Genomic DNA, 13,615 nt, shown 5'->3' with positions numbered 1-13,615 from the left:
GTTTCGGTTTCATCTCTTCTTATTATAGTCGATGCAAGGTACACTATAAATCGGATTTATACGAAAGGAGGTTGATTGATGAAACCTCAATCACTGCCAATTCAAAAAGTTCAAGCTAGAGGGAAGAAAAACCACCCTTCATTATTTGCATTAACTTGGCCTATTTTTATTGAAATCTCTTTATATATGCTCATGGGAAGCGCTGATACCCTCATGCTCAGCCAATATTCCGATAATAGTGTTGCCGCAGTTGGTGTAAGCAATCAGCTGCTGAATTTATTGATTGTCATGTTCAGTTTCATTACAACTGGAACGACGATTGTGATTGCGCAGCTTTTAGGAGCAAGCCGCAGGCAGGAAGCGGCTCAAGTCGCCTATGTCTCGCTAGGAACCAATTTCTTGATTAGCTTTGTTATTAGTCTTCTCATGTTTGTATTAGCTGTCCCCATCTTACATCTGATGGGCCTATCAAGTGAGCTCATGCCGGATGCGACTGTATTTTTACAAATTGTCGGGCTGCTTTCCTTTATTCAAGCGCTCATTATGACGTATAGTGCTATTTTAAAAAGCTATGGATATACAAGAGATACGATGTATGTCACCATCGGAATGAACTTGCTAAATGTTGCTGGTAACTATTTAGTGATTTTCGGTCCGTTTGGCTTCCCTATATTAGGTGTCATGGGGGTCGCTTTTTCAACCTCACTCGCTCGATTGATCGGATTAATAGCCATGATCCTCATTGTACGCCGCCGAATTGGATTACGCTTTTCACTAAAGAAGATGTTTCACATCCAGCGGACATATTTAAAAAAGCTGCTAAAGATCGGGATTCCTTCTGCTGGAGAGCAGCTTTCTTATAACGGCTCCCAAATGATTATTACACTATTTATTACATTTATGGGGACGCAGGCATTAGCAGCAAAGGTTTATACTCAAAATATCATGATGTTCATTATGCTATTTGGTGCAGCTATTAGCCAAGGGACACAAATTTTAATCGGGCGCCATATTGGGGCGAAGGAATTCGATGCTGCCTATCACAGATGCATGAAAAGTTTATACTGGGCCATTGGCATCTCCCTTCTTTCTTCCACTGCTTTATCTTTATCATCGACGCATTTGCTTGCTTTCTTTACTAGCAACAGCGAGATCATTCAAACAGCCGTCACCCTCCTCCTTTTGACCATTATTTTAGAACCGGGTCGCTCGTTTAATATGGTCATTATTAATTCCTTGCGGGCTGCTGGGGACGCGAAGTTTCCAGTGTATATGGCGATGATTTCAATGTGGGGCATCGGGCTTCCGATCGCTTACTTGTTAGGCATACAGCTTGAGATGGGCCTCATTGGGATTTGGATTTCTTTTATCGTGGATGAATGGGTGAGAGGCATCTTTATGTATAGGCGGTGGCGTTCAAGGGTTTGGACGGAATATGGCTTTTCATCCACATAAAAAGGACTGCGGGTGCAGTCCTTTTTACTTAATACCTTCTAAAATAAGTGCTTTTTCTTGGTTTGAAATAAATGATCGCTGTGTAAATACGCGGTATTCATTTTCTCTTGTTTTATCTAAAATGGCTTTATAAAAGTGAGCAGCTGCTTTCACTGGTATACGTGAATAAAGCGGGAATTCATGAAGATGGTCAAAAAATTCCTCGTAGTATGCCTCTGCCTCAAAGGCAATGTACTCCCATACGTGCTGAAATGCTTGATTGACAATGCCTTCTTGCAAATCTTGCTCTGTATATCCGAATTGATCCATGACTTGCTTTGGCAAATAAATGCGGTCTCTTTCAGCCTTATCCTCGCCAATGTCACGAAGAATATTGGTCAGCTGCATGGCAATCCCTAATGAAATCGCTGCTTCTTTTAGCTGTTCTTTTTTACGCGGTGCAATTATAGGAAGCAGCATAAGTCCAACGGTACTAGCAACATGGTAGGAATAAATGAGCAGTTCATCTAACGTTTCATATCGATGCTGCTCTAAATCCATCTCCTGACCTTGGAGCAAGTCACGGAACGGTGCTTCATCCATACGAAAATCTTGAAATGTATGTTCCAACGCTACCCACATCGGATCATTCCGATCTACCTCACCTTGTAAAAATCGATCAAACGTCTCTCGAAAGGAGGCAAGCTCCTCTTTTGGCGAGGGTGACTCATCTACAATATCATCTGCTCTTCGGCAAAAGGAATACACGGCCCATACAGCCTGTCGTTTCTTTTTAGGCAACATGGAAAAGGCACGGTAAAACGTTTTGGAATGCGTTTGAATGGTCTCCTCACACAATTTCAATGCTGTTTGTACATCAACCACTTAGTTTCACTTCCTTTCTGTCATTCAAATCTTTTAACAGCACAGATGTCATCAGCTTCGCACTTTGCATCACGATCGGCACTCCGCCACCAGGATGGATGGAAGCACCTACCGCATAAAGATTATCGGTCTCAGCTGCCTTCACTTGCGGGCGGAACACACCTGATTGAAATAAGTTAGGCGCAAGTCCAAAGCTGCCGCCTTCAAACAACCCTTCCCGCAAGGAATCATTTGGTGTTCTGACTTTTTTCCAGACAATCGACTCTCGCAATCTCGGAAAGCCTCTTTTCTCAAGACGATCCATCATTTTCTCTACAAAATCTGTCTCCTCTTCCCAGTTGATATGATCTCCTGAGGGAACGGGAATCAGCATATATAAAACACTACAGCCTTCCGGGGCAAGAGATGGATCAATGATCGATGGATTAAATGTATAAAACGACGGATCTTGAGGGATCGTCTTCGTTTGAAAAACCTCTTTCATATGCTGTTCAAAGTGTTCGCCCATAAAGAATTGGTGAACAGGCGCATCATGGTACATTTTGTTTAACCCAAGATACACCATCACACAACCAGAAGATGGCACGTATTTTCGCCGATCTTGTTCGTCTAAACTAAGCTGTTTTAACGCAGCCGGATAATCTCCGTTGATGACAAAAGCATCAGCTGCTATCTGGTCGTCAATGACTTTTGCTTTAACCACGCGTTTCCCCTCAAACTCGAGCTCCGTGACTTCAGCATTTTTTCTCACATGCACACCCATTTTCATGAGCTGTTCTTCTAATATATCTACTAAACTCGCATAGCCGCCTTTTAAATAGTAGATGCCATGTGCGTGCTCACTATATGAAACAAGCGAATAAATAGCAGATGCTTCATATGGATTTCCTCCGACATAGAGGGTTTGAAGTGCATATGCATCTCGCAGGCGTTCGTCTGAGAAATACTTTTTCAGAGCACTTTGAACCGTGCGATACGCCTTTAATTTCATTAAAATCTTCATGTTTGCTTTTGTAAAAAATGTCCGCTTTTCATGAAATGATTTCTCTAAAAAGGCTTGCTGTCCTTCTTGAAACCGGTCTGTCATTTCTTCCATAAACCTTAGGAATCCTTGATCTTCTTTTGGAAATACACGTCTGATTTCCTCTAGCTGACGAAGTGCATCAGAATACTTCGTGTAGGAGGTTCCATCTTGAAACTGAATCGTATACAGCGGATCAAGCTGCAAAAGATCAAGAGATGCTTCGTCAATTCCTACCTCATGTAAAATACCTTTTAACATAGCTGGAAGTAGGACAATGGTCGGACCTTCATCTACTTTATATCCTTTCTCACGTACAAAAGCAAGTCTTCCGCCAAGTCGTTCATTTTTTTCGACAAGCGTCACATCATGTCCAGCTTTTTTTAAATAAAGTGCCGAGATCATCCCGCCAATACCGCCACCTGCAATCAATATATGTTTTTTCATGAGGCGCTCCCCTTTTCTTCTTGCGGCAATGTTTTGTGCGTATGTTTCTCTTTTGAAAGAATCGCATTTGTCGTGATACGTGCTGATTCTAAAATGGTTGGCAGTCCGCTTCCTGGATGCGTTCCTCCTCCTACAAGCCAGCAATGATCCAATTCATCAAATTCATTGTGCGGCCTTAGAACCATCATCTGCGTCAGCTGGTGACCAAGGTTAAAAGTGGCTCCTTCGTATACGTAAAGGTCTTCCTCCCATTGCTTCGGTGTGATCATCCGCTCGACTTCTATATGCTGCCTTACATTCTTAAAACCGGTTTTTTGCTCCAGTGTATCCAGTACAAGTTCTCTGAATTCATCTTGATGCGCTTCCCAGTCAATGCTGCTTTGATTATTGGCAACGGGTGCTAATACATAAAGAGCTGACTTTCCTTTTGGCGCAAGTGAGTCATCTGTGACACTAGCATTTTGAATATAAATAGATGGATCATCTGGCAGCTCATATGTTTTCGTAATGCCTTTGACGAATTGCGCATAATCATCAGAAAAAACGATGGTATGATGCGGCTCCTCATACATGGTATCTAACCCTAAATAAAGCATAAAGGTCGAGCATGAGAATTTTTTCTTTTTTAATTTTTTCTCACTATATTTCTTTAAAAGTCCTGGCTCTACAAGCTTTGTCATTACATGTGCAAAATCTCCATTTACGACAACCTCATCTGCCTGTATTTCTTCCCCGGATTCTAAGCGAATGCCCTTTACTTTCCTGCCTTCTGTCAGCAACTTTTCGACGCCGGCTGACAAATGAATCGTTGCTCCAGCATCAACCGCTGCTTTTGCCATCGCTTCTGACAGCTGATTGACCCCGCCCTTCGGATGGAACACACCTGTGTCATGCTCCATAAATGATAGAATGGAAAAAGCACCCGGGCATTCCCACGGTGACATGCCTAAATACTTTGATTGAAATGTAAAGGCATATTTCACTGATTCATTTGAGAAATAATCTGACAGCACATCATATAAACTCTTATTCAATGAAAGCTGCGGAAGTGCTTTGAGCACCTTTGGACGCAAATAATGATGAAAACGATCCATTTTACTTTGTAATATAGGTGTAAGTCGATCCATTTTGCGTTTCGTATCGTTCATAAATCGTATATACCCTTCTCCCTCTCCAGGCGCAAAGGCTTCTAACCGTCTAACCATTTCATCACGATCTCGTATCATATCTAGCTGATCGTCTTGGAAAATCAATCTATACATTTCTTTTAATTCGATCACATCAATATAGTCATAAAGATTTTTACCAGCAAAGGTGAACAGCTCCTCTGCAATATGAATCATGCTGAGAAAGGTAGGACCTGTATCAAACGTGAAATCACCAAGTTGAAACTTAGAATTACGTCCGCCAACAAAGGGCTGTTTTTCATAAACATGAACATCGTGTCCTTTGCTTTGAAGCATCATAGCTGCCGCAAGTCCCCCTGGTCCTGCTCCGATCACAATGATTTTCATTATCCTTTTTCCTCCAAATTAATTCACTTTAAGTTAATTATACAAATTAGAAAGATTAGATCAACTTTCGATGTGCTCTATTTGTCTCATGTTATGTATCAAAAAAAGCCGGCTTCCCTTCAACAAATGTAAGAAAGCCGGCCCTTTATTACGCTTCTATATCAATTCGATACGTCTCAAACCAGTGATGAATCTGCGCCAGATGAGCGATTAATTGCGGGCCCTTCATGAGCTGGCCATACCAAGGCACTTGAAAGGAAGCTCCTTCCGTTTCAATCAACTGCTTTAATTGATGTGGATCTAGAAATTCGTGAAGAACAGAATCTTTTTGCGCAAGGCAACCTGTTAACATCTCTTTTACAGCCTGAGTATAGGCTGGATGATGTGTTTTCGGGTAAGGACTCTTCTTGCGATAAAGCACTTCATTCGGTAAAATTCCCTCTAATGCTTTCCGTAAAACCCCTTTTTCACGATTTCCATGCATTTTCATTTCCCAAGGAATATTCCATACATATTCGACAAGGCGATGATCCGCAAATGGCACACGTACCTCAAGACTCGCCCCCATACTCATCCGGTCTTTTCGATCTAGCAGCGTTGTCATAAACCAGACCATATTTAAGTAAAAAAGTTCTCTCCGTGCTTTATCTACTCCAGTTTCTCCATCTAAAAGAGGCGTTTCAGCCACGGTTTCTTCATATTTGCTTTGTGCATATTCTCTTAGTGACAGCTTTTTTTGCCACGAGTCTTGTAAGAGCTGCGTTCTAGCTTCCGTCGATCTCATCCAAGGGAAACCATTCGTTTCATTTGCCGAATGGAACCAAGGATAGCCTCCAAAAATTTCATCCGCACATTCACCTGACAAACCAACCACAAAGTCCTTTTTAATTTCTCGGCAGAACCAAAGCAAGGAAGAATCAATATCTGCCATACCCGGTAAGTCTCGGACCTCAACCGCTTCCTTTAAATAAGCAGCCAGATCCTTTTGTCCAATGATGCAGCTGTGATGATTCGTTTGAAATGCCTTGGTCATGCGGTCAATCCATGGACCATCCGCATTCGGCTGGAACTGACTTGCTTCAAAGAATTGATCATTCCCTTCGTAGTCAACGGAATACGTATGAAGCGGTGCTTTCCCTATTTTCTCAAAGTGCTTAGCGGCAATGGCGGTAATGGCACTCGAATCGACGCCACCCGATAAAAATGTACAAACAGGCACATCAGAGACAAGCTGCCTTGTGACGGCATCTGTAAAGAGATCCTTGACGTGCTGTGCGGTGTCATCAAGTGAGTCCGTATGCGCCTTGCTTTGGACATTCCAGTATCTCCACACACATAGTCCGTCTTTTGAATAGGTCAAGGCATGAGCAGGTCTCAGCTCTTTTACCCCTTTAAACACTCCTTGCCCTGGTGTTCTAGATGGTCCTAAACCAAAAATCTCCGATAATCCCTCATGATCGACTTTTGCCTTCATATCAGGGTGAGCAAGAAGCGCTTTGATTTCTGAACCAAATAAAAAGGAATGATGACGTTCTGTATAGAAAAATGGCTTGACGCCGAGCCGGTCTCTCCCTGCAAATAATAATTCACGCTCACTATCCCAAATCACAAATGCAAAAATACCATTAAAATGGGTCACACACTCTTCCTTCCATTCTGTGTAGGCGTGAAGAAGTACCTCTGTATCAGAATGCCCAAGAAAGCGGTGGCCTCTTTTTAACAATTCTTTTCTTATATCCTCTGTGTTATAGAGCTCTCCATTATATACAACGGTATAAGCATGGTTTTGATGTGTATATGTCATCGGCTGTTTTCCGCCTTCTACATCTACAACCGCTAACCTTTTATGCCCAAATAGAACGTGCTCACTTTTCCACGTATTTGTATCGTCTGGCCCTCTTTTAGATAATGTATCTGTCATTTGATTGATTACATGATCCTGTTGGATGAGCTGCTTTTTAAAGTCTGCCCAGCCTGTTATTCCACACATCATCATCAGCTCCCATCCGTTTTTCCTCAAGTGTTCTCATTCAGCCTTTCTTAGTTTATGCATCGTCTCCTCGATAGTTGATTTGTCCTTTTTTCTCGGGCGTATAGGACAAGCTTGATTTGGTAAGAAAAAGAAAGAGGAAAGGAGCGTCTGCAAATGGAAAAACGAATGAAGCAGCTTGAACGCTGCAGCCGAAGATGGTGTAGCGGGTATTTACTCATTGAAAATGGGCATTGTCTGATTGAAGATGAAGAAGGAGAACTCATGCTGCCAGAAAGTCTTCAAAGCACGATGATCTGTTTGAAGGAGAATGATAGGTGGATAAAAGGAGAGCTGCTCGGTTCCATGATACTTCATGAAAATGGACAGCTGTTAGAAGTACAAGGCGGTGAAGAAATTCAATATACGGCATCACTCGCCAAAGGCTTGCTTGACCTTCTCATGTTTGTTCCTGAAAACGTCTTTTATGAAATCATTGCACAGATCGAGCAGCTTGGCTTTTCCGTCTATGATTGTGTTTTCTCCTCCTTTCATTCTTTTCAACGAGTTACTTTCTTTCAGTTTTCGACAGATACACAATCGCTTGCCCTTCAATCTCACCACGACTCAACTGCAGGTCAAATTCGGTTTGAATGGACCACTTCTGACGGTCACCGGTCGGTTTCACAGTTTGATGGCATATAAAAAGGACACTGCTTCGTATAAGCAATGTCCTTTTTCTGTTAAAAGATATGAAAACCAATCGGCAGACGTAAACCGAGAAGAATGGTCACGATCGCGAGTACGATAAAACCAATCAATACACCAGTCACCGATTTTCCTTTTTTCTTGCGTACAAGAGTCATTTCCATGAAGCCAATCACAAGGATACCGAGAATCATTTTACCGATATACTCGCCACCGAAACCTGGAATCTTCATTCCTGTGCGAACATACAGCTCTACGCCTGTGGCGATAATGATCAAGTACAATAGTCTGACAATCATGTGCACAATTTTAGCACCTTTGTCGTTTTTACCTGCTAGAGCAAAGGCCACGAAGAATAAAATAATTCCTAGCACCCATGCTGTAATATGTAAATGCGTTCCCATTTGTTATTTCCCCCTTTATCAGAACAATTACCTTCTCATCGTACCACGAAATAAGTCGAACACAAAACGACAATCCTGTGTCATATTACTCTTTATTTGACGCGATTTGATAGCGTTCCAATCGGTTCAATCGTAATATCGATTTGATCCCCTGAAGCTAAGAATTTAGGCGGTTCAAAGCCTTTGCCAACCCCAGAAGGTGTTCCCGTTGCAATGATGTCACCAGCTTCTAGTGTCATCCCTTTTGAAAGAGTAGACACAATGTTCTCGATGGAGAAAATCATTAATTCTGTACTTGCAGACTGGCGAACCTCTCCGTTAACCTTTGTTTCCACATGAAGCGCGCTATGATCCTCAATCACAGACTTATGCACAATATAAGGTCCTATCGGGCAGGTTGTATCTAAGCTTTTCCCTATAAAAAATTGTTTGTGTTTTTTCTGTAAATCTCTTGCCGTTACGTCATTTAAAATGGTGTAACCAAATAGATAATCTTTGACTTCTTCAGGTGCAATATTCTTTCCTGATTTGCCCATCACGATCGCAAGCTCCCCTTCATAATCCAGTTCACTCGTCACATCTTCATGAAGGAGGATATCCGCTTCATGTCCAACGACTGAAGTAGGTGCCTTTGTAAAGATCATCACATCTTTAGGAATATCCGCTGCACTTCCCATCTCCATGACATGATCTTGATAATTCTTTCCAACACACATAATGTTTTTAGCTGGCTTTGGAATGGGCGCATGGAGTTTCACGTCCGACAGCGGATAAACATAAGAACCGCGGTCTTCTTCTTTTTTCTCAGCCCAGTCAAGGAGCTGTTTGACATGCTCAACAAACTTGTCCCCCATATGAATACATTCAGCTAAAGAGTTCGGCAGTGTCTCTAGCTCGAATAATTTGGCTTCTGCCTTTTTGACGTCCATGACCCATTCATCATCAATGACTACCCCAATAAACATCCTGCTATGTATCTCACCTGTAAAAAACTTCATGTCTTCCCCTCACAATCTTCATTTCGCTAAGTGGTGATGTCTCATTTTATTTCTCTATGAAATAAAAAAAACCCTTTTTTATCATACTCTCTTTTAAAAAGGGTTTCAAAAAAGATGATCTGATGTTTAGCGGTAGCGGCGATACTCCCACATGTTCCCTTGATCCCATTTACGATCAACATTTCCTCTGCTGCGGGAATGATGCTTTTTCTTTCCACATCTTTTGCAAGAGTGGCTGCGGCGCGACTTGTGGCTCTTCTTATGATGGGATCTGTGCTTGCTGCGATGTGACTTGCGGCAGCTCTTCTTATGATGCGATCTGTGCTTGCTGCGATGTGACTTGCGGCAGCTCTTCTTATGATGCGATCTGTGCTTGCTACGATGTGACTTGCGGCAGCTCTTCTTATGATGCGATCTGCATTTGCTGCGGTGTGACTTGCGGCAGCTTTTCTTATGATGGGATCTGTGTTTGCTGCGACATGATTTTTTCGGTTCGCTCTTTTTGCTTCTGCAAGATTTTTTGCTTTTATATGACTTTTTACTCTTCATGCTTTTCTTCGAGCGATAACTTTTCTTTGAACGATAGCTTCTGTAGCTTTTTTTACTGCGGCATGATTTACGGCGTCCACCACCGCCAAAGAACCAATGACCGCGACTTGAATGACGAGAACGAGCTGACTTATGCGAACGTCTCGATTCTGGTTCACGATCTAAGTGATGATCACGCCCCTCACTTTTAAGTGAATCCACTGCATGCTCAATATGTGAATGATCAAATGTGCTCACGAACGATTCCCCTCCCAGTCTATACTTTGACAAAACAAACAGATCAAGCTGTTTATCTTCTCTGCTTTATGTTACGAGACTTGATAGACAAGTGTTCTTGGCGGATGCCCCTTTCTTTTAAAACTCCATGAATACCTAACAAACGGGTACAGGACATTCCTTCATTTTCATATCGTAAAGAAGAGCAAAGGAGGAGGATGAACGCATGACCACAGAACCTTTAAAGCAAATGGATATTTGGATTCATCCAAAGGACCTGATTGAATTAAGAAAAGACATATGGAACGACGAACCTGTTGAGGGCATTTTGAAAACTGGCCAGATCAAATCACACATTTATGCTTCATATCGGGGGTCTCACATCAGAAAGCTGAAAAAAAAGTCCTATCAAATTGAATATCGAAAGCCAAAGCAAAGACAAGGCGAATCGATCTTTCATTTAAATGCAGAATACAATGACCCTTCGTTTATCCGAAACAGACTGTCCTTTTATTTCTTCGAGCAGATAGGGGTGCTAAGTCCTGCTGCGGCTCATGTGTTTCTCACGATAAACGGAAGAAAAGAAGGCATTTATTTAAAAATAGAATCCGTCGATGAGCACTTTTTTCAGAAAAGAGAGCTTTCAGAAGGCGGCATTTATTATGCAGTCGATGACGACGCCAACTTTTCCCTTTTGAGTTCATTTGATAAAAAGCCAAAAAAACACCTTCTCCTCGGGTACGAGAAAAAAACAGGGAGTTCTCAACATGATCAACAGCTGAGTGAATTTATTTACTTTCTCAACACAGCGAAAGATGACATATTTGCCGAAAAGATTGGGCATTACCTAGATGTGACCCAGTATTTCCGCTGGCTCATTGGTGTCGTGTGCACACAAAACTTTGACGGCTTTGTCCATAACTACGCTCTTTATGTGAATGAACAAGGCAGATTCCAAGTGCTTCCTTGGGATTATGATGCGACATGGGGCCGTGACATTCATGGAGAAGAAATGGCGTTTGATTATATTCCAGTAAGCGGCTTTAATACGTTAACTGCTAGATTACTAGATATCCCTGCGTTTAAGAGAGCCTATTACACGCTTTTCCAGCACGTACTCGATACACATTTTTTAGAAGACCGGCTTTGTCCAATCATTGAGAAATGGCATGCTTCTATTGAGAAGCGAATTGGAGATGATCCTTATACAAGAGACCGAAAAGACATTCTACGATCAGAACGAGAGATCATCCGGCAGTATATCAACAAAAGACGACGTTATTTACAGACTGAAATAAGAAAAGAGAGAGATGTCACGTAAGGACGCTTTCGAATTTTGTCACTTTATTACTCATATTGACGAAACAACTTTTTTTATAGAAAAATAGGGTATACTAACCATATCCTTCTATTTGATAAAAAATGTGAGAGTTGGCGTCCGTTATGATCAATTATGAAATTGAACAAAAAAGATTACATTTAATTGAGACCGCAAAAAAATTCGGGATGAATGCCGAAGAAACCATCAGGTGCAGTCAAGAGCTTGACACACTTTTAAATAAAGGCATCAAATACACCTCGAATGAATGCTCTAAAAAAGGGTAAACCATACACCTCATTCCTCTCACCAAAAGCTTTCAAAAAGACAATCACACATTAAAAGACCCATCATAAGCTATGGTGAAACGCCCAAAAACAAAGTGCCTTATTTTTATAAAGGATGTGCACCGCTATGCCGGCTATTGTTGGAGCCTTTAAAGTAAATGCCGTCGGAACGAGCGGAGTCGTTCATGTTGGAGACTGCATCACCATTTCTCCAAATAGTCAGGTTAAAACGTTTGCTGGCGCAGGCAGTTTTAACACTGGTGATCAATTGCGCATTAGCAACTATAAAAGTGTGACAAATACGTATGATAGTGATGTCATTGATCAACCGCTTGTTGGTAACTTGTAAGGAGTGAGAATCCATTGAACTTCTATATTAATCAAGCGATACAAATTAATTACTTACGAGTGGAGTCTGTGAGTAACTCATCCGTTCTGCAAATCGGAAGTGCTGGATCCATCAAGGCATTATCCAATTTGTATAACACTGGAAGCTACGTAGAATCAGCACCTGCCGCAGCAGGCACACAAGGCATTGCAGAATCTCAAGGCGCAACCACGACACCTTTTGTACCGCTTCAGTCACCAACAACATAAGTTCATCTGCAATCCCCGGAGGTGTATGCATATGTATGACTATCAAAACAACGCTTCACAAATGTATGGCATCATTCAAAAGCAAACACAGCAAATCATGATGCTTGAAAAAAGGCTTAATGAGCTTCAGCAGGAAATGCAAATGATCAAAGATAAACCGACAACAACAATTGAACGGATTGATTATCAATTTGATCAACTGAAAATCGAGCGGCTGGAAGGCACATTAAATATCGGCCTCAATCCATCTGATCCAAATAGTGTTCAAAATTTTGAAGTGGGTCAAACAACAACCCCGGGAATTGGAATGATGCAGCAAGAAATGGCTGATCAATTTTTCAATCAAACACGCCAGCTTGTCGATGCATTCTTAAATGAAGAAGCACCACAGCTTCTTGAAGAACTAGAGCAGCGATACGAAGGCTCGCTTGATGAAAGCAACAAGCACCATATCATTGAGGACATTCGAAAACAGATAGACAGCAGAATCAAATATTACGCGGGACAGCTGCCACAAAGGGAAGATATGACACCACTTCAACGTTCCGAGCAAATTGCTGAATATGTGAAACATGATGTCAAACGGGCTATCGAACACTTTTTAGCCCATATTCCAAATGAAACGAAAGGAGAGGAAAACGGATGAATTTCACAGTCGTCAACCGCAACATCGAAACCGGAAGCATCAAAGTAGTTGGGGTATCGTCCTCTTCCCTATTTATTATCGGGGACACAGACCATGTACAATTGTCATCGATTTTCGATACACCGCCAGAATCATTAATTATTGGCCCGTTTGTTCCTCTATCCCCTCGATAATGATAAAGCGCACATCTCAAGTGAAGTTCTCGAAGGTGAATTCTGTGGGGATTTCGAGTGTGGTTCAAATTGGTGATACACAAGAGTTATGCCCGAACGTGAAGGTGTTAGCTGTTCAGCGAACGATTAGTTTGTTTTATGGAAATGAAGCTGAAAACCTAGATGCAAAAGAATTTGAAGTGTATTATGAGCCAATCCCATTGATGCTGCCAGAACGAAAAGTTAGAACGGCCTTTTATCATGAAAAGCCTCTCATTAAAGTTTCGTCAATTCATGTAGAAGGGGTCTCTTCCTCCTCTATCTATCAAATCGGCTCTACGTGCGGGATAAATGCCGTTGCACGAGTAAAGCATATTCGAGAGTTATTTAGCAACAACGACGAAAATCCGCCAAACTCACAATTGGACCTCCCTGCGCATATGATGGTGATATGACTTCGAATAAAGGAT

Annotated in this window: 15 protein-coding genes; 9 read left to right on the top strand and 6 right to left on the bottom strand. The window is 41.8% G+C overall.

What is annotated here, in order from left to right; all coding sequences use genetic code 11:
• Positions 1 to 78: 78 nt before the first annotated feature.
• Positions 79 to 1,455: an MATE family efflux transporter gene (locus MHI16_RS05615; RefSeq protein WP_058014345.1), complete on the top strand. Its 1,377-nt coding sequence runs from the start codon at positions 79 to 81 to the stop codon at positions 1,453 to 1,455.
• 24 nt (positions 1,456 to 1,479) lie between these two features.
• Here the strand turns inward: MHI16_RS05615 and MHI16_RS05610 are convergent, their stop codons facing one another.
• From MHI16_RS05610 to asnB, 4 genes are all read right to left on the bottom strand, one after another.
• Positions 1,480 to 2,319, bottom strand: a complete 840-nt coding sequence (locus MHI16_RS05610; RefSeq protein WP_058014346.1) for a phytoene/squalene synthase family protein — start codon at positions 2,317 to 2,319, stop codon at positions 1,480 to 1,482.
• Complete coding sequence (crtI, locus tag MHI16_RS05605; RefSeq protein WP_058014347.1) at positions 2,312 to 3,787, bottom strand: phytoene desaturase family protein; 1,476 nt, start codon at positions 3,785 to 3,787, stop codon at positions 2,312 to 2,314. The genes MHI16_RS05610 and crtI (MHI16_RS05605) overlap by 8 nt, the downstream gene beginning before the upstream one ends.
• Entirely contained in the window at positions 3,784 to 5,301 is a 1,518-nt protein-coding gene (gene crtI / locus MHI16_RS05600) for a phytoene desaturase family protein (protein WP_268466944.1), read from the bottom strand. Before crtI (MHI16_RS05600) ends, crtI (MHI16_RS05605) begins: the two co-directional genes overlap by 4 nt.
• Positions 5,302 to 5,449: 148 nt before the next feature.
• Positions 5,450 to 7,291 carry an asparagine synthase (glutamine-hydrolyzing) gene (gene asnB, locus MHI16_RS05595; protein ID WP_169056254.1) on the bottom strand — a complete coding sequence of 614 codons (1,842 nt, stop codon included), beginning with the start codon at positions 7,289 to 7,291 and terminating at the stop codon, positions 5,450 to 5,452.
• 156 nt (positions 7,292 to 7,447) lie between these two features.
• Between asnB and MHI16_RS05590 the strand changes: the two genes are divergently transcribed.
• Complete coding sequence (locus tag MHI16_RS05590; RefSeq protein WP_268466943.1) at positions 7,448 to 7,975, top strand: DUF2777 family protein; 528 nt, start codon at positions 7,448 to 7,450, stop codon at positions 7,973 to 7,975.
• Positions 7,976 to 8,013: 38 nt separating this feature from the next.
• Here the strand turns inward: MHI16_RS05590 and MHI16_RS05585 are convergent, their stop codons facing one another.
• Positions 8,014 to 8,382: a YisL family protein gene (locus tag MHI16_RS05585; RefSeq protein WP_058014350.1), complete on the bottom strand. Its 369-nt coding sequence runs from the start codon at positions 8,380 to 8,382 to the stop codon at positions 8,014 to 8,016.
• A 92-nt stretch (positions 8,383 to 8,474) separates the two neighbouring features.
• Positions 8,475 to 9,380, bottom strand: a complete 906-nt coding sequence (locus MHI16_RS05580) for a fumarylacetoacetate hydrolase family protein (protein WP_058014351.1) — start codon at positions 9,378 to 9,380, stop codon at positions 8,475 to 8,477.
• A gap of 991 nt (positions 9,381 to 10,371) precedes the next feature.
• On the opposite strand from MHI16_RS05580, the gene MHI16_RS05575 reads away from it, so the two are divergent.
• From MHI16_RS05575 to MHI16_RS05545, 7 genes are all read left to right on the top strand, one after another.
• The gene (locus tag MHI16_RS05575; RefSeq protein WP_061407304.1) at positions 10,372 to 11,466 is read left to right on the top strand and encodes a CotH kinase family protein; all 1,095 of its coding nucleotides are present in this window, start codon (positions 10,372 to 10,374) and stop codon (positions 11,464 to 11,466) included.
• A 122-nt stretch (positions 11,467 to 11,588) separates the two neighbouring features.
• Positions 11,589 to 11,750, top strand: coding sequence for an aspartyl-phosphate phosphatase Spo0E family protein (locus tag MHI16_RS05570; protein ID WP_012009503.1), 162 nt, complete (start codon positions 11,589 to 11,591; stop codon positions 11,748 to 11,750).
• 127 nt (positions 11,751 to 11,877) lie between these two features.
• Positions 11,878 to 12,099, top strand: coding sequence for a spore germination protein (locus MHI16_RS05565; RefSeq protein WP_003211745.1), 222 nt, complete (start codon positions 11,878 to 11,880; stop codon positions 12,097 to 12,099).
• Positions 12,100 to 12,113: 14 nt separating this feature from the next.
• On the top strand, positions 12,114 to 12,347 hold the full coding sequence (locus MHI16_RS05560) for a spore germination protein GerPB (protein WP_058014353.1): 234 nt from the start codon (positions 12,114 to 12,116) through the stop codon (positions 12,345 to 12,347).
• Positions 12,348 to 12,378: 31 nt separating this feature from the next.
• Positions 12,379 to 12,993 carry a spore germination protein GerPC gene (locus MHI16_RS05555; RefSeq protein ID WP_058014354.1) on the top strand — a complete coding sequence of 205 codons (615 nt, stop codon included), beginning with the start codon at positions 12,379 to 12,381 and terminating at the stop codon, positions 12,991 to 12,993.
• Positions 12,990 to 13,166, top strand: coding sequence for a hypothetical protein (locus MHI16_RS05550; RefSeq protein ID WP_058014355.1), 177 nt, complete (start codon positions 12,990 to 12,992; stop codon positions 13,164 to 13,166). Before MHI16_RS05555 ends, MHI16_RS05550 begins: the two co-directional genes overlap by 4 nt.
• Positions 13,166 to 13,600: a spore germination protein GerPE gene (locus MHI16_RS05545; RefSeq protein WP_058014356.1), complete on the top strand. Its 435-nt coding sequence runs from the start codon at positions 13,166 to 13,168 to the stop codon at positions 13,598 to 13,600. Before MHI16_RS05550 ends, MHI16_RS05545 begins: the two co-directional genes overlap by 1 nt.
• The last annotated feature ends 15 nt before the right edge of the window (positions 13,601 to 13,615 follow it).

Origin of the sequence: Bacillus sp. FSL K6-0923, assembly GCF_038630825.1 — a bacterium.
GTDB classification, from domain to species: Bacteria; Bacillota; Bacilli; order Bacillales; family Bacillaceae; genus Bacillus; species Bacillus pumilus.
This window is presented reverse-complemented; position numbering and strand designations above follow the sequence as displayed.